Genomic DNA, 25,753 nt, shown 5'->3' on the forward strand with positions numbered 1-25,753 from the left:
ATTTTGTTAAAGGTCACTTAAATGTTAATTAATTAATTAAAATGAGAAAAATAATCTCACTGAGCTTGTTGAGTATTCTGGCCGCATGTGGTGGTGGAGGCGGTAACAGTGGTGATAGCACCACTACGCCACCGGGTAATTCAGGTTTTCCGCCATCATCCACGTTGGCAAATCTTTGTGCCAATCCCCGCGCTAATACCAGCGATCGTCAGGGTACCGTCGAGAACGAAAAATCTTATTTACGTTCGTTTGTCGACGAAACTTATCTCTGGTACGCCGATATACCTTCCAATATCGTGGCCGCAAATTATGCGACGCCACAACTCTACTTCGATGTACTGAAAACGAATGCAAAAACCAGTTCCGGAGCGAGTGTTGATCAGTTTCACGGGGCGCAGACAACCGCCTCCTGGAATGCGTCATCATCAGGTATCGCTCAGGACTACGGTATTAAATGGATGGCAAAAGGTACGGCACCGTCACGCATGTTTCTCGCCGCTGATGTCGCGCCGGGTTCCCCTGCTGCATTGGCCGGGATCAAGCGTGGTGATATCATTACTTCGATTGATGGCGTTGTTGCCACAGAGGCGACTGCTGACGGCGTAGCTGCGTTGAATGAAATCCTCTCGCCAACCAAAGTGGTGGCGCATAAATTAGGATTCAACGGCGCCGCAGAGATTAGTCTGACTCCTGCGACATATTCGACGTCAACAGTGTTGAATGTGAAGACTATTCCAACTGCATCTGGTACGGTTGGCTATTTCACGTTTGATACACATATCGCGAAATCCGAAGCGGAGCTGATTGCCGCCATCAAGCAACTGAAAGCAGCAAACGTCACGGATCTCGTCATCGATCTGCGTTACAACGGCGGTGGCCTGTTGTATGTTGCGAGTCAGCTGGCATATATGATCGCCGGGCCGGCAACGACCAACGGACTGATATTTGAAAAGCTGACTTACAATGACAAGCTCGCTGCAAAAAATACGGTATATCCGTTCTATGCGGTCACGACGGCGAACGAGCAGCTTCCATATCTGGGTTTAAAACGTGTCACCCTGCTGGTCACACGGAATACCGCTTCCGCCAGCGAATCGATTATTAACAGTTTGCGCGGAGTTGATGTTGCAGTTGATCTGATCGGCGATCTGACACGTGGTAAACCTTATGGTTTCGTTCCTCAGGACAATTGCTCGTACACCTATTTCGCGATTCAGTTTAAAGGTGTGAATCAAAAAGGGTTTGGTGATTATGCTGACGGCTTTTCACCGACCTGCAAAGCGTCCGACGATGTCACTCATCTGCGTGGCGACGCAAATGAAACGATGCTCAAAACGGCTTTATCTTATCGTCAGACAGGTTTGTGCCCGGCTAATTCTGCTGGTGCCAATGTGCTTGGTGCCGAGCCCGGTTATGAGTTGATACGTCCGGCAAGTCAGGAAATGCGTATTCTCGCGGCGATGCCACACTGATGAGATATCAGCTTACTTTTGCCGCCAGTATTCTGATGCTGTCGGCATGTCAGTTCACTGCTGCTTCCCCTGACAAAGCGGCGGTATTGCTGGCTTCTGATGCTGTAGTGATGCAGGAGTTAGGTGCTGCCATCAGCAGTATGAGCGGTTTTTCTGACGTCACTTTATCTGCTTCTGATTTCATACAAAGCAGCGAAGTGATCATTGAGCGCAAACATCAGACGAACCAGTATGGTGAGCTGATACAAGGGCGTGATCTGGAAATACCGCATCGCTTCAGGCTAGAGACGAATGGCACGCAATGCTGGCTGGTTCATCTGAACTCGGGACAACGTCGCCTTTTGAATACAGCCCGCTGTCAGGTGAAATAAATCAGGTAATGAGAACATCAACTTTCGCGCATCTCCGGCCGGAAGTTGATGATCGATATCCCAACTGATCACGTACAGATTGGAAAATGAAAGATGAACGTCAAACGCTGCTCTTGGGCCAACTCAGTCAATCCCTTATACATTGCCTATCACGATAACGAGTGGGGGCGCCCATGTCATGATGAAAACCGTTTGTTTGAAATGTTGAATCTGGAAGGTGCTCAGGCTGGATTAAGCTGGGAAACCGTCTTGAATAAGCGAGCAAGTTACCGCATTGCTTTTGATGACTGGGACGCAAAAAAAATCGCACAGTACGACGCCGAAAAGGTGGCGGAATTACTGGCCAATCCGGGCATCGTGCGTAATCGTTTAAAAGTCGCAGCGACCATCAGTAACGCCAAAGCGTATCTGCAACTATGCGAGGAGGTAGGCAGTCTGGATAAGTATCTTTGGGCATATGTCGATGGCAAACCGATACTGAATCATGGTGAGCGCATAGTAACGACGCCATTGTCTGATCGTATTTCCAAGGATCTGCGCCAACGAGGATTTAAGTTTGTCGGCTCAACGATAATCTATGCGTATATGCAGGCCATCGGTATGGTGCAGGATCACGCAGCAGACTGCGACTGGCGCCAGTCCTCAGTCTGAGCGACTACTTTAGTACAAAGAAAGTATCAGTGTTGATGCGGATTGCTGCGTTGTTCCGCGAAGGATTGCAGGCTTCCCATTGTGGACGTACCGGAAGTTTTATCCGGATGCGCAACCATCACAGGTTTGCTATGAGCATTGGCCGCTGAAGCTGATGGTTGATGCCCGGTCAGATTGCTTGCGGAAGCTTTGATATCCCAGACCGGCGCTTTTATTCCTTCGAAGACGGTTTTTAATTGTTGCCCCCAGCTATTTCTGATCATCTGAAAATACTGATTTTTTTCATCGATGGTGACGAAGCGTGATACTGCCAGATGATTATCTTCATAGACCAGCAGATCCAAGGGCAGACCGACGGAGATATTAGAGCGCAGCGTGGAATCCATAGAAATCAACGCACATTTTGCCGCATCGTCAAGGCTGGTTGCGGGGGTGATGACGCGGTCAAGAATCGGCTTGCCGTATTTAGCCTCACCGATCTGAAAGTAAGTGTTTTCGTTGTGCGCTTCAATAAAATTGCCGGCAGAATAAATCTGAAACAGCCGGCAACGTTCGCCTTTGATTTGTCCGCCAAACATCAGGCTGACATTAAAGTCGATGCCAAATTCGGATAAGGCTTTGGCATCACGCTGATGTATGACACGCACGGCTTCACCAAGAATACGCGCAGCATCGTACATGCTTTGGACGTTCCAGATCGTATTGCCATTCGCATCCTGATACTCAGAAAGTAATTCGCGTATGGACTGTGAAATCGACAGATTCCCCGCCGTCATCAACACCATCATGCGTTCGCCCGCTTTCTCAAAGACAGACATTTTTCTGAATGTACCGACCTGATCCACGCCCGCATTCGTGCGGGAATCAGAGAGAAAAACCAGCCCAGCATCGAGGCGTATGCCTACACAGTAAGTCATATTAAATCGTGAGTAGAGTATGTATAAGTCAGGATTTTACCTCAGGCCATCATTGAACTGTCATGCAACACGCTATTGCGGCGTCACCTGTACGCTGACCGTTAATGTTTCAATACCGCCGCCGCGCCGTATGCCGCGAACCGGTGCAGCCGTATCGTAATCACGACCGATAGCAAGGCGGCAATAAGAGTCTGTCATCAGTCTGACGTGGGTCACATCGATGCTGATCCAGCCGTGATAATCATGGTCTTGTGCCCAGACATCTACCCAGGCATGGCTTTCAGCATGATCGCTGGATTCCGGATCGATATATCCTGAGACATAGCGGGCAGGTATGCCCATGACATGACAGCAAGCGAGAAATAAATGAGCATGATCCTGACACACGCCTCGTCCCATTAACAAGGCATCGTTGGCTGTAGTGGTAACGACAGTGCTGCCGGTCTGATAGGCAACCGCATTCCTTATCTGCTCTGCAAGATAAAGGAGCTCACGGCTGGAGGCCGATTGTTCCCGAGGTAAAGAGCGTTTCGCAAACGCCTGAATTTCCGCACTGCTTTCCGTGAGCTGGGTGGGAATGGTGAATATTAGTGGCGACCATGGTTCGGCGTCGGTGATACGTCCGGCATCCGGATTTCTGACATTGACGATGCCCGACGCCAGTATATTGACTTCCAGATGTGGTTCAGTAATGGTCAACGTATGAGATTGATTGCCATACGCATCAGTGTATGCATGTCGATGTCCGGCAGCGACAATGCTCCACTGCGCTATATGCTGATGCAACTCCGTACGTGGCGTCAGATGCAATTGCTGTATCGTGTATGACGACGGTGCGGAGTAGATATATTTGGTCTGATGCCGGATATGGAGTTGCATAGTGAACGTTGGTGCTTTCAGGCAGCCAGAGGTACTAAAAAATCACGACTGATGCGATTGCCTAATTCAAAAATACGCTCCAGAAATTCCGTCAGCGTGTTGTGTAGTCCGGCGTTCAGAATGTCTTCAATGGTGGCAAATTTTAATTCCGCATGCAGCTTTCCGGCGAAACGCTCGGTGTCTGCTGAGACATCATTGCTGACCACCGCGAGGTTGGCAACGACTTCATCCATGCATGCGAGTAAAGACCGCGGCATATTGCCCCGTAACATGAGTAATTCTGCCACGCGTTCCGGTGTGATGACGTCGCGATACACCTTGCGATAGATCTCGAATCCGGAAACGGAATGCAGCAATGCTGCCCAGTAATAAAAATCCTTTTGTATGCTGTCCTTCGGCTGTCCCTTAGCTTTCGTGCCGTGGAATTTCACATCCAGAATACGTGCGGTATTATCTGCCCGTTCCAAAAATGTTCCGAGGCGTATGAAGTGAACCGCTTCATCTTTTAACATCGTTCCCAGCGTCACACCGCGCGATAAATGTGAACGGTATTTGACCCATTCAAAGAACTGGCTGGGGTCTTGCTCAACGATGCCGCTCGCGAGTTTTTCCTGCATCGATAACCAGGTTGCATTCTGGGTTTCCCATACTTCGGTTGTCAGCGTGCCGCGCACCGCACGTGCGTTTTCTCTGGCCTCTTTTAAACAGGACGCAATCGAGGATGGATTCATCGGGTCACGCACCATGAAATCGAGCACATCTTTTTTGGTCAGGATGCCATAGTGGAAATCAAACGACGATTGCAACTCCGAGATACCCAACATGGCACGCCAGCCATTTTCTGCATGTTCTGCAGATTGCGGCAACATGGACGTCTGCACATTCACGTCCAGCATGCGGGCGGTGTTTTCAGCGCGTTCTGTGTAGCGCGCCATCCAGAATAAATGATCAGCGGTTCTGCTCAGCATGTCAGTTCTCCAATACCCAGGTGTCTTTGGTGCCGCCACCTTGTGACGAATTCACGACTAATGAACCTTCTTCCAGCGCGACCCGGGTCAGTCCGCCGGGTGCCATTGATATCGTCTTGCCAGACAATACAAATGGCCGCAAATCAATATGGCGCGGAGCAATGCCACTGTCGACAAAAGTCGGACATGACGACAAAGCTAACGTCGGTTGCGCGATATAGCGTTCTGGCTTGGCAAGCAGGCGCTGACGGAAATCTTCAATTTGTTGTTTGCTTGAAGCCGGGCCAACCAGCATGCCATAGCCACCTGCACCATGAACTTCTTTGACGACCAATTCAGGAAGATGGGCGAGGGTATAGGAAAGATCATCCGGTTTGCGACACTGATACGTTGGCACATTATTCAGTATCGGTTGCTCAGACAGATAAAATTTGATCATATCCGTGACATAAGGATAAATCGATTTATCATCAGCAACCCCTGTGCCAATCGCGTTGGCAAGGGTCACGCGACCGGCGCGATAGACCGATAATAAACCTGGAACACCAAGTGATGAATCCGGGCGAAATGCGAGCGGATCAAGAAAATCATCATCGACCCGGCGATAAATTACATCCACACGCTTTGGCCCTCGCGTCGTGCGCATATACACGGCGTTATCGTCAACAAACAGATCTTTACCCTCGACCAGCTCAACCCCCATTTGTTGCGCCAGAAATGCGTGCTCGAAATAGGCGGAGTTATACATACCTGGCGTCATGACGACGATGGTTGGATTGTCGATTCCCATCGGCGCCACTGAGCGCAAATTATCCAGCAACATATCCGGGTAATGGTCTACCGGAGCAATCTTGTTTTTGGCGAATAATTCAGGAAATAGCCGCATCATCATTTTGCGATCCTCCAGCATATAGGAGACGCCGGATGGTACGCGCAGATTATCTTCCAATACGTAAAATTCACCTTGGCCGGCACGCACAATATCGACGCCGGCGATATGTGCATAGATATCTGATGCAACAGAAACGCCTTGCATTTCAGGCCGGTACTGCGCATTTTTGTAGATCTGTTCAGGTGGAATAATCCCGGCTTTAATGATGTTCTGATCATGATAGACATCATGAATAAACATATTCAATGCCTTCACTCGCTGTACCAGCCCGGTTTCCAGTAGCGCCCATTCCTTGGCGGGGATAATACGGGGAATGATGTCGAAAGGAATCAGGCGTTCTGTGCCCGCATCGTCGCCATAGACAGCGAAGGTAATGCCGACGCGACGAAAACTGAGATCGGCTTCGGCGCGTTTGCGTTGCAGGCGCTCCGGCGATTGCTTCGCTAACCAGTGATGGAATTCGCGATAATGCTCACGCGTCGAATCTGCTGTGCCGATGGTCTCGGCCGTCATTTCATTAAAGAATTTTGCCATGTCCCATTCCACGATTACTGAGTCAACTTAGCTATATCAAGAAGCGTGCCAAGCAAACTCCATCGTGTGATCAGGGCGCGCGGATATAGTCAATCAGTTCCGTAGTGTGGTGATCGGGTGCGGGTGTCATCAGGCTGGCGATCACCATGGCAATGAATCCTGCAGGAACACCGAATACGCCGGCTGATATCGGTGCAATATGCCACCATTGATTGGCCGGACTACCACCAAATAATGGGTGGGTGAATACCATATAAAAAATACAGACAAAAAAGCCCGTGATGATGCCCGCAACAGCGCCTTGACGATTCGCGCGCTTCCAGAATATGCCCAATATTAGTGCGGGAAACAGTGTCGATGCGCCGACAGAAAAGGCCGCACCAACAAGTGACAAAATATCGGCTGGTTTGAGGGATGCCACATAGGCCGCAATCAGCGCAACGACCAGCAGCAGTAATTTTGAAATCGTCACCCGCTTTTGTGTAGATGCCGTGGGGTCAATAATCTTGTAATAGATATCGTGCGACAAAGAGTTTGAAATAGTCAGCAGCAATCCGTCTGCCGTTGACAGTGCCGCCGCCAGCCCGCCAGCAGCGACCAGACCGGAAACAACGTAAGGTAAGCCAGCAATTTCCGGCGTGGCGAGAACGATGATATCGCCATCAAGGACGATTTCCGCAAGTTGCACTATGCCGTCTTTATTGATATCGGTGATGCTGACCAACGGGTTAAGTTTGTCAATGTTTGCCCAATACGTGACCCACGAAGGTAACTTGGAGAATTCGCTGCCAACCAGCGAGTTATAGATATCGTACTTCACGAGTATCGCCAGCGAAGGAATCGTGATGTACAGCAGCATAATGAAAAACAAAGACCAGAATACGGAGTCTCTGCTTTCTGTCACTGAGGGTGTAGTGTAATAGCGTGTCAGCACGTGGGGCAGGGCTGCGGTACCCATCATCAGACACAACACCAGCGCCATGAAATTATTTCGTTTGATATCGGATTCAGCCTTATCTTTGGCAGCATAAGGCGTGTATTGTGCAAAGCCCGGCCTGGATTTCAACAGATAGGAATTGCGCGCTTCCGCCCAGCTATTTCTTGCATCAGCTGGCGATGCTGGGTAGTTCGCCAGTGCACGACTGGCGGTTTTGATCGCAATTAATGAGCCATTCCCGGCTTTTAATTCTTCCAGATTTTTTTGCAGCTCGGCGCGCCCGGATTCCCATGATTCAGGCAACTGCTGAATTTTTTTATCGTATTCGTCTGCACGTAATTTATAAATGTCCCTGACTTCTTTTTCCGTGGGGCTCTTATCAAACTGAGCTTCCTTTTTTGCCAGCTCTGGTAAAAATGCACCATAGGATATTTGTGGAAATGGATTATCCGTATGTTTGGCTGACAGCCAGGCGACCGGTATCATGAATGCGATCACGATGATGATGTATTGCGATACCTGCGTCCATGTGACGGCACGCATACCGCCCAGAAATGAACAAACCAGTATGCTGGCTAATCCCAGAAAAATACCGACAGAAAAATCGACTCCGGTAAAGCGCGAAGTGATCAGACCGACGCCATAAATCTGCGCCACGACATAGATAAAAGAAATGAACACTGTCGCCAGTACCGCCAGAATACGCACGATATTGGTATGTGGTTTACCTGAAAATCGCGTACCCAGAAAATCTGCAATCGTGTATTGGCCGAATTTTCTGATGTAGGGTGCGATCAGCATCGCAACCAGACAAAATCCACCGGTCCAGCCTATGATATAGGCCAGTCCATCAAAGCCTTGTAAATACAGCCCGCCGGCAAGACTCAGAAAACTGGCGGCAGACATCCAGTCCGCTGCGGTTGCCATGCCATTAAATACTGCTGGCACTCGTCTTCCGGCGACATAGTATTCAGCAATGTCCGAGGTTCGGCTGACCAAGCCTATGCCAGCGTAAATAACGATGGTGGCGAACATAAACAGATAGCCTATCCAGACCCGTGGAACGCCTTCTTTTTCCAGTATCGTCAAGACGATCAGAAAGATAAAAAAAAGTAAGGTATACCAAAGATAGTAGGACGTTAATCTCTGTGTAAATCGTTTTTGTGGCGACATGTGCTTATTCGTCTTTATCGTTTTTATCGTCTTGTCGGGGGTGTTGTATCCAGCGCATGCCTATCGAGTAAATCGCGAGGATCAGAACGTAACTCAGCGTCAATCCTTGTGCTGCCAGATAAAACGACAGTGGCCAGTTAAAGAAATGCCATTCGGATAGTTCCCGCGCAAAAAACAGACTAAAAAAACTGAGCAATCCCCAACATAACAACAGAGCCGTAGTCAGCCGTTTGGTGCGTCGCCAATAATGATGTGGCGCAGACTTTGTTTCCGGTGTCGATGTCGATGGCGTCTTCATTTCACGCTTCGCCGATGAATTCATCAAAGGGGTTTAATCTGAACGAAATGCGGAAAACGGTACCGGGAAATTGCGGGTCCTGAGGATGAGGGTTATCTAGAATTTCTATTTGCGCCCCATGTTGCTGGGCGATTTCCCTGACGATGGCCAGACCAAGTCCGCTGCCTTGTACATTGCTGCCGAGGATGCGGTAAAAACGTTCAAATACATGTTCACGTTCAGCGACCGGGATGCCGGGACCATTGTCTTCTACTTCGATGATCGCCAGCGCCTGCTGTTCATTCATGCTGACTTTGACAGTAATACTGTGTTCTGCAGGGGTATAGCGGATCGCATTGTCGATCAGATTGCTCAGCATTTCCCGCAGCATCAATGGATTCGCAAATATGATGATGGGAAAATCGGGTTGCTCAAAACCCAGATCAATTTTTTTTGCAAATGATGCCTGTATCCAGTCCCGAACGACATTCATCGCCAGTTCATTTAAGTTCACCTGCTCCAGAGGTCGGGTGGCCGGGGTCAGGTTTTCTGCGCGAGCCAGCGTCAGCAATTGATTGATGAGGCGGGTTGCTGCTTCTGAGCTGGTCGATAACTGCAATAGTGAGCGCCGTATTTCTTCCTGATCGGTTTGTCGTAATGCCAGTTCAGATTGCATACGCATACCCGCCAGCGGTGTTTTCATCTGGTGCGCAGCATCCGCGATGAAGCGTTTTTGAATGTCTATCGTTTGCGCCAGACGTGCCAGCATGTCATTTAATGAATTAACCAGCGGCGTGATTTCTTCCGGCACCTGACGCGAATCGATAGGGCTAAGATCATCCGGGCGGCGGGCGCGTATGCGTTGTTGCAATTCGGCCAGCGGCGATAAGCCCCGGCTTAGCGCGAACCAGACTAGTGCCAGCGCGATTGGCAAAATAATGAATTGTGGCAGCACCACACCTTTAATAATTTCATTCGCCAGAACAGCGCGTTTTTCCAGCGTTTCCGCGACCTGTATCATGATCTGCGACGACTCAGGATTGACCGTTTTCTTGGTCGGTGGCGTTAAATCGATATAACTGTACGCGATGCGATAATCGATACCGCGCAAACTCAGATTTCTGAACTGGATGTTGCCGGCCGCAGGTCGTTCTTCATCGGCAGGTGCAGGAATATCCTGATCGCCATCGATCAGATCCCCCTTGGCATTTTTTATCTGGAAATGAATATTATCGAGATCGTCAGCCCGCAAAATATCGCGTGCCGGTTTGGATAATTGGGTAATCGCCTGACCATCAAATTCTTTGACCTGTTGTGCGAGCACGAGCACCTTGTCTTCCAGTGCACGGTCGAAAGGCTGATTTGCAATCGACTTTGCCACCAGATAGGTAATGGCAATACTCATAGGCCACAGCAGTAACAGCGGCGCCAGCATCCAGTCAAGAATTTCGCCAAACAACGAGCGCTGGATTTTTTCTTCCGGCTGCTGCAACAATATATTTTCTGACGCAGTGGGCGCAGAATTCGATGAAGTATTAGCGACGCTGCTGTCTGTACTCATTGTTGTCCGGCATCTGGATTGGCTGGTTTCGCTGACGGGGCGACGAAAAATTTTTCAAGGCAGTAACCTAATCCTCTGACTGTCGCAATTCTGACACCATCGACTTCGATTTTTTTACGCAGACGATGCACATACACTTCGATCGCGTTATTGCTGACTTCCTCTCCCCACTCACAAAGGTGGTCGACCAGTTGCTCTTTCGAGACCAGGCGTCCGGTTCTTTGTAATAATACTTCCAGCAGACCCAGTTCGCGTGCCGATAAATCCAGCATCTGTTCGTGGATATATGCAATTCTGCCAACCTGATCGTAACTCAGCGGCCCGTGTTTAATAACAGTGGGGCCGCCGCCAGCACCGCGTCGTGTTAAAGCCCTGACGCGTGCTTCGAGTTCGGATAAGGCAAACGGCTTAGCCATGTAATCGTCAGCACCTAAATCCAGTCCTTTTACTCTTTGCTCTACTGAGTCAGCAGCAGTCAGGATCAGTACCGGAAGATGTGAATTGCGGGCGCGCAAACGGCGCAGTACTTCCAATCCGCTCATTTTTGGCAGGCCGAGATCCAGAATCAGTAAATCGAAGTCCTGAGTCGATAACGCAGAATCCGCTTCCTGTCCGTTGCTGACGCAGTCAGTCGCATAACCTGATTGCCGCAGTGAGCGGGTCAGTCCGTCTGCCAGCACGCTGTCGTCTTCTGCTAATAAAATACGCATAATGAATATTCCAAACCAAGTTGATTCTGATGGGAAATGGATAAATGGTATCCGTGCCGCCGACCGATTTTTCTGATTTTTTGGGATAATGTAAGGTCTCGCGGGTTTGCAAAGGTGATTCCAGATAACAATCTTGGCCGTTATCTGTATTGCCATTCCCAGCCATTAATATTAGCTCAACTTTAGCCCAATTCAGGGCTGCGTAGATTTAAAGGCACAATAAATTTTTAATATGTCTGGATTTCCATCTGTCCTCTCAAGCGCATCGCTGAATGTGGCAGGTTCAGACAGTGTGGAAATCAGACGCAAGTAAGTTTGCTTGCTTGAGTCAGATCTGAAAACGATCATGACTAGCCCAGAACAAATTTTGCCGCGTTCATATAAACGGGAATGCCTAGCAAAATATTCAGTGGGAAAGTGATGCCGAGAGACATGCCGAGATAAAGCGATGGTGATGCCTCTGGTATGGCGTAACGCAGCACAGCCGGAACCGCGATATATGAGGCGCTCGCAGCCAGTACCATCAACAATCCGGCATCGCCGTACGGAATTTGCAGCAACACGGCAAGCATTAACGCAATAGTTGCGTGGCAGAGCGGGGCGAGAATGGCATAGCTGATCACCAAGGGCGAATTGCCTTTGATGTTGCCGAGGCTTTTTGCTGTCATCAGCCCCATATCGAGCAGGAAAAAAGCAAGCATTCCTTTAAATAAATCGCCGGAAAACGGTTGCATGGCGGCCTTACCTGCATCGCCGGATAGGATGCCAACCAGCATCGCGCCTAACAGCAATAGTTGCGCGCCATCTGTCAGCGATTCATGCAAAACACCTTTGACCGAAGACGGCGTTCCCATTTGCGTCGACGTTTCCCTACGCCGGATGGTATTCGACAAAATGACGGCAAAAATAATGGCAGGCGATTCCATTAACGCCATCGCCGCTGCCATATGGCCGCCATATTCTATATGTCTGCTTTCCAGATATTGAACAGCGGTTATAAACGTAACTGCACTGACAGAACCATACGTGGCGGCGATTGCGGTGGCATCAAGCGCAGGAATAATCCGCTTCAGTAAAAAATATCCAAGCGCTGGTGTCAGCAGCGCCAGAAAAACAGCACATCCCAGACTGCTCATGATTTGTAAATTTAAGCCGGAATGATTCAGTGCAAATCCTCCTTTTAAACCCAGCGCCATTAACAGATATAGCGATAAAAATCGGGAGATATGTGTAGGAATGCTCAGATTAGAGCGGATGAGGCCGGCAAAGATACCGAAGATAAAAAATAAAATAGCTGGATCGCGCAAACTGGACATAAATTCCCCTTCAAAATTCAGGCCTCATACTACGCAGGCTAAATCATCAGGTAAAATCAATTTTTATCGCTATGATCATCAGTAAAAATCTATGAATGTCACTTTCCGTCAATTACGTTTGTTTGCGGAACTGGCTGAACAGCTCAGTATCAGTGGCGTTGCACGCAGCTTTCATGTTACGCAGCCAACTGTATCTATGCAGATGCGTGAGCTGACGGAAGAAATCGGTTTGCCATTGTATGAAGTCATTGGCAAAAAAATCTTTCTTACCCAGGCAGGTGAAGAACTTGCAAAAACTGCGCGCACGTTAGCGGACGAGTGGTCGTCTTTTGGACAACGTATCGATAGTCTGAAAGGCTATCAGCGTGGACGTTTGCGGGTGGCGGTAGTCAGCACGGCAAAATACTTTGTTCCCCGGTTACTGGGTACTTTTTGTCGTGATTTTCCGGAAATTGATATTGCATTGGAAGTGCAAAATCGTGATGGCGTTTTACAGCGTTTACGCGATAACCGCGATGACATATATATTATGTCTGCCCCGCCAAAAGATATTGACGTTGTACAGCAGGTCTTTTTGCCAAATCCGCTGGTGGTGATTGCGCCTTTGTCGCATCCTTTGGCAAAACGTAAGCGGATTTCGCTGGAAAACCTCAGCGAGGAGCGATTTATTTTGCGTGAAAAAGGATCGGGTACCAGGCTCGCTTGCGATCAGCATTTTTCCGCACAAGGCTTTACCCCGCTCGTGCGACTGGAGTTAGGCAGTAACGAGGCCATCAAGCAAGCGGTCGCGGGAGAAATGGGACTGGCGATTTTATCTGCACACGCGTTGGGTGAACATTTAGTTGATCAATCTCTGACAGTATTGAAGGTCAGCAGCTTTCCCGTGCATTCCAGCTGGTATATTGTTTATCTGAAAGGGAAGCGATTATCGCCAGTCGCAACCTCGTTCCTTGAATATCTGCAAGCGCATGCGCAAGATTGAAATGGCTGCTTGCGCGAACTTATTTTTCAGTTTTTGCTTGTTGTCAGTTGCGCACATCATTCAGCATTTTTTCTGACAGCGGCTATTTTCCTATGGCGGCAGAGTTGACTATTGAAGGTAAGTGCTGAACCACTATGTTATGCTTTGCTCCTTTGTAATAAAGTTCTCTAAAGTCATGAATACCAAAAGCAAGTCCATTCCCGTTTCTGATGCGCAAGCCCTGTTGAGCACCTTAAAAGAGACATTTCCGGTGTTTCTCAATCATGAGCCGTTGGCTATAGGCATCGACAAGCAAATCCTTGCCAGATTGCCGGAGACCCCGCGCAAAGTTTTACGGATGGTGCTTGCTTATCATACGAAATCGACCCGATATCTGCAAAAGACCATTAAAGCGACGACACGTTTTGATCTCGATGGCAATCCGGCAGAACCGTTAGAAGAGACGCATAAAACGCATGCAGAAGAAATGCTGAAAGAGCGTGCAAAGAATAATGCTGAACGTGCGAAGGCTGAAGCAAAACTTAAACGTGAACAGCAAGCAGCTGCAGAGGAAGCAGAAAAACTGCAAAAGAGAGCAGAAAAAATCAACCAGCTTGCGCAGAAATTCGCTAAGTAATTATTTTTGATTTCCATATTGGTGACATCGGGAGGCAACGGCATTCGCTGTGTCTCCTTTTTTATGTCAGCGCAATCGCAGTATTGTTATTGCTTCAAAACTTTGACGCTGCTTATGCTGCCCATGTGTCAGCAAAGCGGGGTAAGTATGATGCTTGAAAAGCAGCCAACTTAGTGACAGCGCTTGCATCCGCCTGCCACTTACTCTTTCCACGGCGGTGCAGTGATCAGATCCTGATCGTCACTGATCTGTTCAAACAAACCTTTGTCCCATCGCTGTGCCGCTGCTGCAATCCGGCCGCGATCGGTTGATACAAAATTCCACCACATGCGTACCGGTTTTTCTAATGGCGCTCCGCCGAAGACGACCAGGCGCGCGCCAGACGACCCCGCACATAGCCTGACCGGTGTTTGTTGCAGCACGATCAGTTGTTGTCCTGCGACCTCCTGATCGTCAATCACTAAGACATGTTCGGGACTGTATAGAGCCATTTCAGATGCCAGAACCGGTAGCGTAAATTCATGTCTGGGTGGCAGATAAACATCAAGATAAAGCGTGGCAGACAGCGTTTTTACCGGACTTGTCCTGCCGAAAGCACTGCCGGCTAATACTCTGATCTGTACGCCGCCTTCCAGTTCAATCAGCGGTAAATCGGCGGCGGCCACGTGCTGAAATGATGGGGCAACAGTTTCCTGATCCGGTGGTAGCGCAACCCATAGTTGCAAACCATGCTGACGGCGTTCTTTCCCACGTTCAGTGTCAACTGTGCGCTCACTGTGAACAATTCCCCGGCCTGCCGTCATCCAGTTAATCGCACCGGGTGTAATCGTTTGCACCGTACCCAGACTATCTCGATGCAGCAGACTGCCTTCAAATAAGTAAGTGACGGTCGCTATCCCGATGTGCGGATGAACTCCAAGATCACTATTTTTCTCTGCTGCGAGTGTGGTGGGGCCGAAGTGATCGAAGAAAATAAACGGACCAATGGAGCGTCTGGCGGCTGCCGGTAACAAACGGCGAACAGGAAATTCATCGACAAGATGAGTGGCCCTGCCGGGGATGCGAAGTAAATTGTTCATGGTGGCGTTTCTCCAGACTATGCTCGGATTCAGATTTTCCAACTCAGTGATTGCTGGCGCGTTCTATACGGCGATCAGGAATGAGCCACATCAATGCCACCAAAACGTAGAGTCCTTGCGCAATCCACTGTACCCAGAATGACGCTGCAATACCGGCTCCATACAGAATCACGGAGGCTTTTCCTTTACGGTCGCGACCCAGTACTTTTTTTAAAGGTGATGCCGAACCTTCGTTGGCAATAATCACTTGCTCAAGAATGAAATAGGCAACCGCGGCCATAAATAACACCGCGCCATATATTGCGGTGGGGTCACTGGCGAAATGATTTTCGCCCATCCACGCAGTAGCGAAGGGGAATAATGACAACCAGAATAGCAAGTGCAAATTTGCCCAAAGGACGCCGCCAGTCACTTTCTGTGTCACATGCATTAAATGATGGTGATTGTTCCAATAAATCGCGACGTAAATAAAACTCAGTACGTAATTCAGGAATATAGGAATAACGGGAATCAGTGCAGCAAAGCTCTCGCCATGCGGTGCTTTCATTTCCAATACCATGATGGTGATAATGACGGCGATAACACCGTCACTGAATGCTTCCAGGCGATTTTTCCCCATGGGTTCTCCAGATAAAAAAACAAGTATTCGTTTTGAATGAAACGCCAATTCGGATGAACCGTTTCACGCCTGATCAGGCCGATGCTGACTTATCTTACTGCAAACGCGACATTATCGTTCCGCTGCGGCGATTCACTGTCGGGAGCTTGTTGTATCGGTACGCTGAAAGCATCTATATATCTGTCAGCAAACTGTTGTTGACAAGCTTTAACTGCGGCCATGTTTCCAGCCATCTTTTTTCGGTGATTCTGGCGTAAAAATCTGCAGGTTTCGGACGCTTATCGTTTAGTGTGATTGTCAGTTGACTCAGTCTGTTCAGCCCGAATGGCGCAAGTATCAGCAATTCACCGGTAACGCTTAACTGAACACCGACTGCGGTTTCAATTTCTACCCAGTACGACATCGCATCGAGAGTATTCAGATAGGGATGATCATTATTCCGTAAGTGCATTCTGGCTTGATTTTTGACTGACCAGTTCAGTGCAGATCGTGAGCGTAATGACGTCTCAAAAAACGCATCTCGTTCGGGAGAGATATCCGATGGGTCAAAGTAAATCAGGTCAATATCTGATAAAGGCGTTGGTTGCGGATAATGATGCAGTTTATCCCAGACTAAGTTGCGCACGAAGCCAGCCGCCAGACACCAGTCTTTCAGCTCTAGCGCAGCAGCAACTTCTAATGCTCGCCAACGAATTGGATCGGCCTTGATCCAGTCGTTTATTTTTGTATTGATATTCATATTGCTGACGCTATTAACTGTCGGTAATGCCAATGGCGGATAGTAAAGGGAATTTGTCGAAGTTTTACTTGTCTTGCCTTGCTCCTTGTTGTGTTCAGCCCAAAGTTAAAGAGAGCAAATGAATTTTAATCGTGCGATCAGTATTTCACTCACATTGCCATAAAGAAATCTGTTATTGTTTTTTGCGTGACAGAACACTTTGTAAAGCAGATCGGTATTCGCTGAGGTATTTTCTGGTGTTTCAGCAGTATTCATATTGCTGCATAGCAGACGTGTCTGAGCACATAAACTTAAAAAACATATAACGGAGTCAACATGAGACAATTTCTTAAAAGTATTCTTTTCGCCTGTTCCCTGTCATTGCTTGCCCACGGAGCGGCTGTTGCCGCAGATCGGGCGACAGCACAGGAAGCAACTGAAATGATCAAAAAAGTCATCGCTTTTTATAAAGCCAACGGTCCGGAAAAAACCTATGCTGCGGTGAACGATCCTAAGGGACAGTTCATCTACAAAGATCTTTACGTTTTTGCAGGATCGGTGAAACCAGGTGGCGTGACGTTGGCGCATGGCGGTAATCCTAAGTTACTAGGTAAGCCATTGGGAGAATTGCGTGATGGCGATGGTGTTTTCTTTGTAAAAAAAATCAATGATGTCGCCGCCAGTAAAGAAGGTAAGGGCTGGGTTGATTACAGATGGCCAAATCCTGTGACCAAAGCATTGGAACAAAAAAGTACCTATGTTGAGCGCGTCGATGACGTGTACTTTGCCTGTGGAATTTATAAATAATTCTGAGGGTTCCACTTTTTTTTGTAATTCGTAATACTGCGCTTGTACCTCATTTCTTATCAGATTGGCCGTTACTTTTGCGATGCATCAACGCGGCCAGTCTGATGCATCAAATTCTTTTCAATACTTCCAAATTGTTTAGCTACTTTAGGGAGCAGAAGCGCTTCTGGATAGTCTGCGCTGTTTCTGTTGCCAGGTACTGACAGCCTTGCATTTCATTTTCAGTCTGAAACTGAACTTCCTCACACAGCTTCATTGTTAATTTGATTTTTCCCAATGGAGTGAGTTTTCACTTCTCGTTATCCGTTACGCTAGCCGTAGGAAATAAAAGTGCCATTGCTTCGTATGCTTTGTCGTAAAAATACATAGGAAGTACGGACGTATGTTTGATGTTTGCATGTATTAGTTTTTTATAGCGATATCAAGGCGTAATATGAGCATGACAGTATGCCTGTTGCCGTTGTGATCCGCTCAGTCGTCAGCTTTTGTAACCAGTTTCGCTCTGCTCAATTAACTTGTGAGGATAAGATGAAAATTAAAGATCTGCCTATCGGTACGCGACTCGGTTTTGGTTTTGGGATAGTACTTTTATTGGCAACAATATCTTCATGCATAGGTCTTTGGCGACTGAACGAGGTGGCGAGTAGTACGAGGGCGATGATGCAGGAGCCTTTAAAAAAAGAGCGTCTAACAGAGGAGTGGTACAGGGTTACCGTTGCGGGCTTAAAGCGTACTTTGGCGGTTGTTAAAAGTTCTGATGAATCATTAGGCGATTTTTTTTCTGCGGACGTTAAGACCTCAACCACGCGAAATAATGAAATTCAGAAATACCTGGAAAGTAACGTCGATACGCCTGACGAAAAACAACTTCTGGAAAACATCGTTGTTGTACGTAAGTCCTACGTCAGCACCAGAGACCAGATTTTAAAGGCCAAAAAAGAAGGCCAGACAGAGGAGATGAATAAACTGTTTGAAAAATTCATACCAATGTCTGACGCCTTTCAAAAAGCCTTACTCGATTATCTTAATTTTCAGAAGGAAGAGGTGGATCATCTCAGTAAGGAAGTCGATGCCATTGCGGCCAGCAGCCGCATCCTTATTACGACTCTGATCGTCCTGTTTTTGCTGATAGGTAGTTTTTGTGCATGGTATCTGACCATAGGTATCACCCGGCCATTAAATTCAGCAGTAGTGCTTGCACGCCGCGTGGCGGATGGTGATCTGACGAGTGACATTCGTATTGACTCCAGCGATGAGACAGGTCAGTTGGTGATGGCATTAAAAGATATGAACGAAGGTTTGCGGAAAATTGTGGCCGAGGTTCGAGATAGCACGGATACCATCGTCACTGCTTCTACCGAAATTGCCAGCGGGAATATGGATCTGTCCTCCAGAACAGAATCCCAGGCGGGATCACTTGAGGAGACCGCATCGTCAATGGAGGAGTTGACCAGCACGATGCAGCAAAATTCGCAGAATGCACATGACGCAAATCAACTCGTACATGCAGCGGCAGATGCAGCGATTCAGGGCGGTACGGTTGTCTCGCAAGTCGTTGGCACGATGGGCGATATCAGCACATCATCGAAAAAAATTGTCGATATTATTGCGGTCATTGATGGCATTGCTTTTCAAACGAATATCCTTGCACTCAATGCGGCTGTGGAGGCTGCGCGGGCGGGTGAGCAAGGACGTGGATTTGCTGTAGTAGCGTCGGAAGTCCGGAATCTGGCGCAGCGTTCCGCCAGCGCGGCGAAGGAAATCAAACAACTGATAGATGACTCGGTTGATAAAGTGAATCAGGGAACGAAGCTGGTTGATCAGGCCGGAGCAACCATGACGGAAATTGTCGATCGCGTTAAGCATGTTACCGGCATCATGAGTGAAATCAACAACGCCAGCAAAGAACAATCGGCAGGTATACAACAAGTGAATCAAGCCATCATTCAAATGGACAACACGACGCAACAAAATGCCGCACTTGTAGAGCAGGCCGCAGCCGCAGCGCAAAGCTTACAAGAACAGGCCGCGAATTTGTCCAACGTAGTCAGTGTCTTCCGGCTAAATCAGGGAGATCATCAGCAAACCATGAAAAGAGTGGCAAAAAATGCCGCTGTCGGCACGCATCCGCACACCACATATTTGAGCGGGCAATGACATATTTGTCGAAGTTCAGATAACTCTGAACTGCATTTTTATGAAAATCAATGACTTATATTTTGGCTGAATAATGAATTCTGAACAAATAATTCAGCTAACTCTGAACTTTTATGGATTTCGTTCAGCTAACTCTGAATTTTTCGGATAGGACAAACATAGGGCTCAATTTCAGTAAAACATCTTTGGAAATTATTTGTGCTGGAAGCCAATGTCTCAAGTGCAAAGCCTAGCAGTGACTCTGATTCATCTTTTGCATAAAAGCTCCATCAAGAACTCTTGTTATCCGTGGCTCGATTTTTCGGGCGGGTTACATTCAGAAAATAATCATCGTTCACGTGCCATGTAATACCACCGGTCGTGACATCGATATCTATCGAAAGTTTTCGTACTAATGAACGAAAACCATTCTGTAATTGCGTCCTGACGATCGGTTTTTATGGATTAAAAAATAAGGGGCTTGTTCAGCCCCTTATTTTTTGTTAGGTGTAATTAAGTTTCCGACAGCGTAAAATCAGCGAGGATCTATCGATCTCACTGTTTCGGTCGCATTTATCTCGCGCTACTTCAGTTTCACCAACTCAACACGGCGGTTTTTTGCCCGTCCTGCCTCGCTAGAGTTGTCTTGTAACGGTCGCTCAGCACCCATGCCAATAGCGTTAAGGCGCGTCGGGTTTATCCCTTGTGAGGTGATCGCTTTAACGACGGCTTGCGCCCGCGCCTGTGACAGAGTTTTATTATGAGCGGCAGCACCAACGTTGTCCGTATGACCTTCGATATTCAACTGCAATTTTTCGTCAGCCCGCAACAATTTGACGATCTCATCGACGACGGGTTTGCTATCGGTTTTAATGACATCACTGTCGGTATCGAATGACAAATAAAGCGTAATATGCCCCTGCGTTTGCAGGCTTGCGGCCATCGCATCTGCTTTAACGAGACCGACGCTTTGTTCCAGGGCTTTTTCTTCAACAGTGACTAACCAGGTAGACGATTCATCATCGAAAATCGACACGATAAACCAGATATTGGTCTTGTCGGTACGCAGCAGATATACCTGGTAATTTTGACCACCATTTCGGATTCCTGGTAAATGCATTTTTTTGGCTAGCGTGCTCTCGTCTTCGTTATGTAATTTCAGAAAAGCGGGATCAACTGGCGTGATCTCATTCACTTTTACTCCACCGAGCGACTTGATCGCATTTTCGTAATTTTTTACGGAGCCTGTTGCTGACATCCCAATTGTCGTGTGTGGATAAAATCGCCGTGAAACTTTTCCTTCCACCTTGCGCATATCCCGTCCCGCAATCAACTGAACTTCATCGAAATTCGAGTCCTGATTATTATGCCGATAGCCATTTTCCAGTTTCTCTGGATAGTCGAGATATGGAAATGGCGGTAACGCTATACCGGAGACCGGTACCGTATTGACATCAAATGTAGGGCTGGCTGATGACTGAGCAGGAGTTACGGAATTGGTGTTCGTTGCAGCAGTTTCGACGCTGCTACTGCTCGCTGAATTATGGGTGCTTACCGGCATATCTGCCGGTTTTTTCTTGCAGCCCGTAATACTTAAGGCTGCGACAAGGAAGACGGAGAGAGCTAATGGAAAGAGACGCATGATCAATGGATTGAATAAGTGGAGAAAATCTGTTCTGGTGTTTGTCCAACAAACCGTTTTTAGCTAAAAGGCATAGCTTAACGACTAGAAGCCAAAGGAAAAAAAGAAAAATGTAACTTTAAGAAATTAAAAGAAAAGAGATGTAAGAAATTTTCTTTTTTGTAACGTATTTTAGGCGAAAAGTTATCGTTTATTTATTTTAAAGAACGATATTTCATATAGTTTTCCTTTAAAAGAGTGAGAGAAATTCTAATGCCAGGCTTCATTCTCTGCGACTATTTTAAGCAACAAGAAATATGCTAAACGATACTAAGTAATTGATCTGTATAGCACTATTTATCTTTGGAATAAAGAAAATTTACATATTTGAAAGAAATGTAAATTAATGTAATTGTCAAAAAATAATTCTTATATTGCACTATTATTTCTGGGCATTAAGTCGTTTCTTTTTTTTTGGATAAATCGTCGGAGAATTTATGAATACATTCACTTCACGTCGTCGTCAGCTCGGTCAAGGCATGACTGAATACATCATTATTGTTGCATTAATTGCTATTGCTGCTATTGGCGTTTACAAAGCATTTGGTGGCGTAATTCGCGGGCAAACCGCGGTAGCCGCAGCAACCTTGGCGGGTAATGCCAGTGGCGGTTCACGATCGGCAACTACAGATGCCGGCTCTAAGGCAACTGAACAAGGTTCTAAAGAAAAGAATCTGAAAGAGTTTGAGAAAGATAGTAACTAATTGACCTTGTTCAAGATTTTACTTTGTAAAAATAATGACCGGAGCTTTGAGCTCCGGTGATGTTTTGAATTTCACTTGAGTCTAAACATGGCAGTGCAATACAAAAAAGAAGTCATCCGTGGGCAGGCATTGGTCATATTTATGGGCTTTGCGGCAGCGATGGTTGCTCTTTTTCTTGTTGCATTCAATTCTGGACAAGTGACCAATTCCAAGATGCGGGCAATGAATGCGGCCGATGCGGCAGCATATAGCGGTGCAGTCTGGCAGGCCAGAACATTGAATTTTGAAGCATATATGAATCGTGCGATGGTTGTGAATGAGGTAACGATTGCACAATCCGTCAGTCTCAGGTCGTGGACTTCTTACCTTGATCGCTTCGTCACAAACGTTAATTACATTACACGATTTGTTCCGTATCTGGGCGCGGCTACCTCGGCTGTGCAGCGGGTGATTAGTGGTATCGACACTGCTGTTCAGCGCGCTTTGCCAATTGCCGATATCGCGATGCGCGGATTGAATTTGATTGAACATCAGGTCGGCCAGGTAGGGTTAAATGCAGTTGGTACTGCCGTAGCACAAGACCTGGCATTAAACGTCGCACGCTTAAACGGCGCCGAGTTATCTCCGGCCAATGTGGGACTGTTTTTAAATAATGAGCGGAAGTGGCTCGGTTTTACCCAAACATATAGTAAATCTAGCGGTCCGGGTGGTCGTGAGGGGCGCACCCGAATTCGTCAGGTTACATTAGATTCACGCGATGGTTTCACAACCGCACGCGATTGGAAAGCTGGATTATGGCCGGTGTTTGAATTGCGCAAACAAGGTGGAACAGACTTGATCAATTTTGATTCATGGAAAGGCTTAGATTCAGCAGAACTGCGTACCAGTTGGAATTTTGTGAAGGGGAGATGGGATACTCGTGTTCCGTTAGGTTGGGGGGGGGCGCAGTCTTATTCTCCGAATTCAAAAAGTCAGGTAGGCCGTCATGGCAACATTAATGAATGGAGTAACCAAGATGGCCGACTGGCGAACTCTGAGGCAAACGGAAAAAATTCTAAAAATATAAAAACGGAATTTCAGGGATATCGCGATCTCAAAGATCTGAAAAAGCCGCCTTATCAACCGAAAGATCCTTATAAATTGCCATTTTCTGTCGAAGTGGTCATCAAAAAAGAAGCCATACCGGTCGCTGGCACGGCTCTCAAAGCCAATGCTGCATTAATTGATGGTAGCAAATTAAGCGCTGATCCCAATTTTGGAGGTAGCGGCGTGTATGCGTTGGCAACTGCTTGCGTGTCATTTGAGCGACCCTACCGCTCCCCGCGTCAAGACGGAAAAGAAGAATATCCGAGTCTGTTTAATCCTTACTGGAGAGCCTCCCTAGCGACTGATGGCAAAGATGCACGCATGATCGTGGATGCCAGCAAGGGATTAATCTCAATTCCAAATTTATTAGGTGGAGATTCCACATGCGGTTAAGAAAAAACCATAGTCAACTCAAGAAAAGCATTGTTCTGACATTTGTGATTGGCATTACCGCTTGTGGGAGTAATTCCGGCAGTTCAGCCAATCCGGATAGCAATAACAGTAGCTCAGCGGGATCGGGTTACGAGGTGGTAACGGTGACAAAACCTGAGAACCTTGCGCAGTATCGCGACTGGTATAAAAATGGGTATGACGCCTGCGTCGGTTTCGCGCAAATAAAAAATCTGCCAGTGAAGCCGTTTGTTGATATTCCAGCTGATTTCATTATCGATAAAGATACATACGTCAGCGATGGAAAAAATTATTCGCATACAACGGTCAGTAACGTCATCAAGGTCGACATGACTCCGGAAAGCGGCTGTGCCTCGTCGATCGCAAAAACGGAAACATTACGTGTTGTGAACAACGGAAACAGCTATCACATTGATGTTCAGGAAAATGGCGAGCGTGTCTCGCAGCCTGTGCAAGCAGAGACTAAAGGTGGCGAGGAAAATAGCGCAATCTATACCGATGCCAAGGTGGTCAATGGCATTCAATTGAAATGCTTGCCAGAAAGTGCGACGACGCAAATTGCAGGTCAGGTTTGCATGATTGAAACTCAGGGTTCGACCAAATTTATCGGCCACGACGGTAAATACGTGGCTGGTTATGTCAGGGCATTGACTGCAAAAGATCAGTTCGGTGTCGTCATTACTGAACCGGTTTCGGTGAAAGTCAGCGCGTCCATAGACCCCAAGGTTTTCAATATCAAATAATGGCACAGTTGGCGCACAGTCGATTTCAACAAGGACAAGCCATGATGGAATTTCTGGTATTTGTCGGCGTCGCAATCAGCCTTTTTTTAGGCATCTTATATCTTGGTAAATTCCATGATATTCAGGCGCATACGATCCAAGCGGCCCGCTATGCTGCATGGGAAAGGACTGTGCACGATAACGCCAATTTCTCGGATACCAAACTTGAAGGACAAATCCGCGCACGGATATTCAGCTGGAATCAGAATACATATAAGGCCGCGGACATGAAAAGCAATGGTCAGAGTTGGGGGCGACAGACCGCATTTTGGACCGATCATGTCGATAAGCAACGGCTGATTGATAAACCGAAAGATGTGACAGTCGCAACAGCGGCTGCAGCTCTGCCAGGAACAGCCGCAGCAGCGATTGCCAATTCGATTGGCGCGCTTGACAAAACTGTTGGTAAGCTGACAGGTGGCGAGGCGCTGAATCAGGGTGGTTTATACACTAGTACCGTCAACGTCAAATTAAACAATATCGCCGCTTTACCTGCGCCGCTGAATCAATTAAATCTGACGCTAAAAGAAACCTCGTCATTAGTCACTGATAGTTGGGATGCTGACGGCTCCAGACAAACTGCGATGCGAACCCGCGCTTATACACCAGCGTCTGCATTACAAAATATCAGCAGTTTACTGAGCGTCGTCGACGGTTTTCTGGCAATACTGGAACCGAGCTTTTCGAAGTTCAAACCGGGGCAGATTTGTCCAGACATCGTTCCTGCGGATCGATTATCGGGTTCTTCCGTGCTGCCAGTGTACCAAGGAGGTGGCCCATGCTATTGACGCATTTTGGCCTCAATGCGCAAAAGCTATATCGCTGTTTGCCGATCGGCGCATTCTTGATATTCGCTTTGCCATGTAATGCAGGTTGGCAGGACACACCTGACAGCCTGCGCCTGCAAGCCGTAGGCGAAGATTTGCGTTTGAACGGCACGCCAATGAAAATCAAAGCGTTCACAGCCGATTTGCCGATGGAGAGTGTGCTGAATCAAGTACAAGACAACTGGCAAAAGCAAGCTGAACGAAATCCTGTGACAAGAACAAAAAATGCCAGTTGGACCGTGTTGAATCAAACCATAGGCAATCAGCACAGAAGTTTTCAAATACGTGAAATAAGTGGTGCAAAAGTCGAAGGCTATGTCGCGCTAACGTCGCCGCAGCAGACTACTGAACCGAAGTTGGCGGTACGTTTGCCTGCAGATGTTCAGACCGTATCGATTATCGACTCGAGCGATGCAGGGAAAGTATCACAGCAAGTCATCGCTGTGTCACCGCGTTCTATTGACGCTTCCGTCAGCGCGTTGGAAGCGTCTCTGAAAGCAGCAGGTTGGGAGCGTCACGTGCTGAAAAAAAGTGCCACGCTAACGACATTTTCTGCGAACCGGAATGGACAGGAATTCGATGCCAGCCTGAGTGCGCAGAAAGCTGGCACTTTGTTAATGATGAATACGATAGTGCAGTCCAAATAG

25 protein-coding genes are annotated in these 25,753 nt (G+C 47.6%); 12 read left to right on the forward strand and 13 right to left on the reverse strand.

Annotation, left to right across the window (positions count from 1 at the left end):
* The first annotated feature begins 41 nt into the window (after nt 1-41).
* The 3 genes from H8K38_RS11175 (at nt 42) to H8K38_RS11185 (ending at nt 2,494) form a co-directional block, all read left to right on the forward strand.
* On the forward strand, nt 42-1,472 hold the full coding sequence (locus tag H8K38_RS11175; protein ID WP_222610822.1) for a S41 family peptidase: 1,431 nt from the start codon (nt 42-44) through the stop codon (nt 1,470-1,472).
* Entirely contained in the window at nt 1,472-1,843 is a 372-nt protein-coding gene (locus tag H8K38_RS11180) for a hypothetical protein (RefSeq protein ID WP_186884900.1), read from the forward strand. Before H8K38_RS11175 ends, H8K38_RS11180 begins: the two co-directional genes overlap by 1 nt.
* A gap of 93 nt (nt 1,844-1,936) precedes the next feature.
* A complete protein-coding gene (locus H8K38_RS11185) occupies nt 1,937-2,494 on the forward strand; it encodes a DNA-3-methyladenine glycosylase I (protein ID WP_186884901.1) in 558 nt (185 codons plus the stop codon).
* A 26-nt stretch (nt 2,495-2,520) separates the two neighbouring features.
* On the opposite strand, the gene H8K38_RS11190 is transcribed toward H8K38_RS11185, so the two are convergent.
* The 9 genes from H8K38_RS11190 to H8K38_RS11230 all read right to left on the reverse strand — a co-directional run bounded on the left by H8K38_RS11190 (nt 2,521) and on the right by H8K38_RS11230 (nt 12,658).
* On the reverse strand, nt 2,521-3,411 hold the full coding sequence (locus H8K38_RS11190; RefSeq protein WP_186884902.1) for a proteasome-type protease: 891 nt from the start codon (nt 3,409-3,411) through the stop codon (nt 2,521-2,523).
* Between the two features lie 72 nt (nt 3,412-3,483).
* Nucleotides 3,484-4,290 carry a transglutaminase family protein gene (locus tag H8K38_RS11195; protein ID WP_186884903.1) on the reverse strand — a complete coding sequence of 269 codons (807 nt, stop codon included), beginning with the start codon at nt 4,288-4,290 and terminating at the stop codon, nt 3,484-3,486.
* A gap of 17 nt (nt 4,291-4,307) precedes the next feature.
* Nucleotides 4,308-5,258, reverse strand: a complete 951-nt coding sequence (locus H8K38_RS11200) for an alpha-E domain-containing protein (protein ID WP_186884904.1) — start codon at nt 5,256-5,258, stop codon at nt 4,308-4,310.
* Between the two features lies 1 nt (nt 5,259).
* Nucleotides 5,260-6,684 carry a circularly permuted type 2 ATP-grasp protein gene (locus H8K38_RS11205; protein ID WP_186884905.1) on the reverse strand — a complete coding sequence of 475 codons (1,425 nt, stop codon included), beginning with the start codon at nt 6,682-6,684 and terminating at the stop codon, nt 5,260-5,262.
* Between the two features lie 70 nt (nt 6,685-6,754).
* Nucleotides 6,755-8,794 (reverse strand): sodium:solute symporter family protein, encoded by a 2,040-nt coding sequence (locus H8K38_RS11210; RefSeq protein WP_186884906.1) that lies wholly within the window; start codon nt 8,792-8,794, stop codon nt 6,755-6,757.
* A 4-nt stretch (nt 8,795-8,798) separates the two neighbouring features.
* Nucleotides 8,799-9,092, reverse strand: coding sequence for a DUF4212 domain-containing protein (locus H8K38_RS11215; protein WP_186884907.1), 294 nt, complete (start codon nt 9,090-9,092; stop codon nt 8,799-8,801).
* Between the two features lies 1 nt (nt 9,093).
* Nucleotides 9,094-10,632: a sensor histidine kinase N-terminal domain-containing protein gene (locus H8K38_RS11220; protein WP_186884908.1), complete on the reverse strand. Its 1,539-nt coding sequence runs from the start codon at nt 10,630-10,632 to the stop codon at nt 9,094-9,096.
* Nucleotides 10,629-11,342: a response regulator transcription factor gene (locus H8K38_RS11225; RefSeq protein ID WP_186884909.1), complete on the reverse strand. Its 714-nt coding sequence runs from the start codon at nt 11,340-11,342 to the stop codon at nt 10,629-10,631. Before H8K38_RS11225 ends, H8K38_RS11220 begins: the two co-directional genes overlap by 4 nt.
* A 350-nt stretch (nt 11,343-11,692) precedes the next feature.
* Entirely contained in the window at nt 11,693-12,658 is a 966-nt protein-coding gene (locus tag H8K38_RS11230; RefSeq protein WP_186884910.1) for a sodium-dependent bicarbonate transport family permease, read from the reverse strand.
* 91 nt (nt 12,659-12,749) lie between these two features.
* On the opposite strand from H8K38_RS11230, the gene H8K38_RS11235 reads away from it, so the two are divergent.
* The gene (locus H8K38_RS11235; protein ID WP_186884911.1) at nt 12,750-13,640 is read left to right on the forward strand and encodes a LysR family transcriptional regulator; all 891 of its coding nucleotides are present in this window, start codon (nt 12,750-12,752) and stop codon (nt 13,638-13,640) included.
* A gap of 175 nt (nt 13,641-13,815) precedes the next feature.
* The gene (locus H8K38_RS11240) at nt 13,816-14,256 is read left to right on the forward strand and encodes a ProQ/FINO family protein (protein ID WP_186884912.1); all 441 of its coding nucleotides are present in this window, start codon (nt 13,816-13,818) and stop codon (nt 14,254-14,256) included.
* Nucleotides 14,257-14,456: 200 nt separating this feature from the next.
* Here the strand turns inward: H8K38_RS11240 and H8K38_RS11245 are convergent, their stop codons facing one another.
* The 3 genes from H8K38_RS11245 to H8K38_RS11255 form a co-directional block, all read right to left on the reverse strand.
* Nucleotides 14,457-15,335 carry a pirin family protein gene (locus tag H8K38_RS11245; RefSeq protein ID WP_186884913.1) on the reverse strand — a complete coding sequence of 293 codons (879 nt, stop codon included), beginning with the start codon at nt 15,333-15,335 and terminating at the stop codon, nt 14,457-14,459.
* 43 nt (nt 15,336-15,378) lie between these two features.
* A complete protein-coding gene (locus H8K38_RS11250; protein ID WP_186884914.1) occupies nt 15,379-15,954 on the reverse strand; it encodes a TMEM175 family protein in 576 nt (191 codons plus the stop codon).
* A 172-nt stretch (nt 15,955-16,126) separates the two neighbouring features.
* A complete protein-coding gene (locus tag H8K38_RS11255) occupies nt 16,127-16,693 on the reverse strand; it encodes a nucleotidyltransferase family protein (protein ID WP_186884915.1) in 567 nt (188 codons plus the stop codon).
* 315 nt (nt 16,694-17,008) lie between these two features.
* Between H8K38_RS11255 and H8K38_RS11260 the strand changes: the two genes are divergently transcribed.
* Nucleotides 17,009-17,479 carry a cache domain-containing protein gene (locus tag H8K38_RS11260; RefSeq protein ID WP_186884916.1) on the forward strand — a complete coding sequence of 157 codons (471 nt, stop codon included), beginning with the start codon at nt 17,009-17,011 and terminating at the stop codon, nt 17,477-17,479.
* Nucleotides 17,480-18,007: 528 nt separating this feature from the next.
* Nucleotides 18,008-19,636, forward strand: coding sequence for a methyl-accepting chemotaxis protein (locus tag H8K38_RS11265; RefSeq protein WP_186884917.1), 1,629 nt, complete (start codon nt 18,008-18,010; stop codon nt 19,634-19,636).
* Between the two features lie 562 nt (nt 19,637-20,198).
* Here H8K38_RS11265 and H8K38_RS11270 read toward each other — a convergent pair.
* On the reverse strand, nt 20,199-21,257 hold the full coding sequence (locus H8K38_RS11270) for an OmpA family protein (protein ID WP_186884918.1): 1,059 nt from the start codon (nt 21,255-21,257) through the stop codon (nt 20,199-20,201).
* 476 nt (nt 21,258-21,733) lie between these two features.
* Between H8K38_RS11270 and H8K38_RS11275 the strand changes: the two genes are divergently transcribed.
* The 5 genes from H8K38_RS11275 (at nt 21,734) to H8K38_RS11295 (ending at nt 25,753) form a co-directional block, all read left to right on the forward strand.
* Complete coding sequence (locus tag H8K38_RS11275) at nt 21,734-22,000, forward strand: hypothetical protein (protein ID WP_186884919.1); 267 nt, start codon at nt 21,734-21,736, stop codon at nt 21,998-22,000.
* 87 nt (nt 22,001-22,087) lie between these two features.
* Entirely contained in the window at nt 22,088-23,479 is a 1,392-nt protein-coding gene (locus H8K38_RS11280; protein WP_186884920.1) for a pilus assembly protein TadG-related protein, read from the forward strand.
* Complete coding sequence (locus H8K38_RS11285) at nt 23,470-24,240, forward strand: hypothetical protein (RefSeq protein WP_186884921.1); 771 nt, start codon at nt 23,470-23,472, stop codon at nt 24,238-24,240. Before H8K38_RS11280 ends, H8K38_RS11285 begins: the two co-directional genes overlap by 10 nt.
* 41 nt (nt 24,241-24,281) lie before the next feature.
* Entirely contained in the window at nt 24,282-25,067 is a 786-nt protein-coding gene (locus tag H8K38_RS11290) for a hypothetical protein (RefSeq protein ID WP_186884922.1), read from the forward strand.
* Nucleotides 25,058-25,753 carry a hypothetical protein gene (locus H8K38_RS11295; RefSeq protein ID WP_186884923.1) on the forward strand — a complete coding sequence of 232 codons (696 nt, stop codon included), beginning with the start codon at nt 25,058-25,060 and terminating at the stop codon, nt 25,751-25,753. Before H8K38_RS11290 ends, H8K38_RS11295 begins: the two co-directional genes overlap by 10 nt.

Source organism: Undibacterium sp. FT79W, assembly GCF_014284215.1.
Classification (GTDB): Bacteria; Pseudomonadota; Gammaproteobacteria; order Burkholderiales; family Burkholderiaceae_D; genus Undibacterium; species Undibacterium aquatile.

Excerpts from the sequence above, each read along its gene's own strand:
- H8K38_RS11175 (WP_222610822.1), top strand. The coding sequence starts at position 42 with ATGAGAAAAATAATCTCACTGAGCTTGTTGAGTATTCTGGCCGCATGT.
- H8K38_RS11180 (WP_186884900.1), top strand. The coding sequence starts at position 1,472 with ATGAGATATCAGCTTACTTTTGCCGCCAGTATTCTGATGCTGTCGGCA.
- H8K38_RS11185 (WP_186884901.1), top strand. The coding sequence starts at position 1,937 with ATGAACGTCAAACGCTGCTCTTGGGCCAACTCAGTCAATCCCTTATAC.
- H8K38_RS11190 (WP_186884902.1), bottom strand. The coding sequence starts at position 3,411 with ATGACTTACTGTGTAGGCATACGCCTCGATGCTGGGCTGGTTTTTCTC.
- H8K38_RS11195 (WP_186884903.1), bottom strand. The coding sequence starts at position 4,290 with ATGCAACTCCATATCCGGCATCAGACCAAATATATCTACTCCGCACCG.
- H8K38_RS11200 (WP_186884904.1), bottom strand. The coding sequence starts at position 5,258 with ATGCTGAGCAGAACCGCTGATCATTTATTCTGGATGGCGCGCTACACA.
- H8K38_RS11205 (WP_186884905.1), bottom strand. The coding sequence starts at position 6,684 with ATGGCAAAATTCTTTAATGAAATGACGGCCGAGACCATCGGCACAGCA.
- H8K38_RS11210 (WP_186884906.1), bottom strand. The coding sequence starts at position 8,794 with ATGTCGCCACAAAAACGATTTACACAGAGATTAACGTCCTACTATCTT.
- H8K38_RS11215 (WP_186884907.1), bottom strand. The coding sequence starts at position 9,092 with ATGAAGACGCCATCGACATCGACACCGGAAACAAAGTCTGCGCCACAT.
- H8K38_RS11220 (WP_186884908.1), bottom strand. The coding sequence starts at position 10,632 with ATGAGTACAGACAGCAGCGTCGCTAATACTTCATCGAATTCTGCGCCC.
- H8K38_RS11225 (WP_186884909.1), bottom strand. The coding sequence starts at position 11,342 with ATGCGTATTTTATTAGCAGAAGACGACAGCGTGCTGGCAGACGGACTG.
- H8K38_RS11230 (WP_186884910.1), bottom strand. The coding sequence starts at position 12,658 with ATGTCCAGTTTGCGCGATCCAGCTATTTTATTTTTTATCTTCGGTATC.
- H8K38_RS11235 (WP_186884911.1), top strand. The coding sequence starts at position 12,750 with ATGAATGTCACTTTCCGTCAATTACGTTTGTTTGCGGAACTGGCTGAA.
- H8K38_RS11240 (WP_186884912.1), top strand. The coding sequence starts at position 13,816 with ATGAATACCAAAAGCAAGTCCATTCCCGTTTCTGATGCGCAAGCCCTG.
- H8K38_RS11245 (WP_186884913.1), bottom strand. The coding sequence starts at position 15,335 with ATGAACAATTTACTTCGCATCCCCGGCAGGGCCACTCATCTTGTCGAT.
- H8K38_RS11250 (WP_186884914.1), bottom strand. The coding sequence starts at position 15,954 with ATGGGGAAAAATCGCCTGGAAGCATTCAGTGACGGTGTTATCGCCGTC.
- H8K38_RS11255 (WP_186884915.1), bottom strand. The coding sequence starts at position 16,693 with ATGAATATCAATACAAAAATAAACGACTGGATCAAGGCCGATCCAATT.
- H8K38_RS11260 (WP_186884916.1), top strand. The coding sequence starts at position 17,009 with ATGAGACAATTTCTTAAAAGTATTCTTTTCGCCTGTTCCCTGTCATTG.
- H8K38_RS11265 (WP_186884917.1), top strand. The coding sequence starts at position 18,008 with ATGAAAATTAAAGATCTGCCTATCGGTACGCGACTCGGTTTTGGTTTT.
- H8K38_RS11270 (WP_186884918.1), bottom strand. The coding sequence starts at position 21,257 with ATGCGTCTCTTTCCATTAGCTCTCTCCGTCTTCCTTGTCGCAGCCTTA.
- H8K38_RS11275 (WP_186884919.1), top strand. The coding sequence starts at position 21,734 with ATGAATACATTCACTTCACGTCGTCGTCAGCTCGGTCAAGGCATGACT.
- H8K38_RS11280 (WP_186884920.1), top strand. The coding sequence starts at position 22,088 with ATGGCAGTGCAATACAAAAAAGAAGTCATCCGTGGGCAGGCATTGGTC.
- H8K38_RS11285 (WP_186884921.1), top strand. The coding sequence starts at position 23,470 with ATGCGGTTAAGAAAAAACCATAGTCAACTCAAGAAAAGCATTGTTCTG.
- H8K38_RS11290 (WP_186884922.1), top strand. The coding sequence starts at position 24,282 with ATGATGGAATTTCTGGTATTTGTCGGCGTCGCAATCAGCCTTTTTTTA.
- H8K38_RS11295 (WP_186884923.1), top strand. The coding sequence starts at position 25,058 with ATGCTATTGACGCATTTTGGCCTCAATGCGCAAAAGCTATATCGCTGT.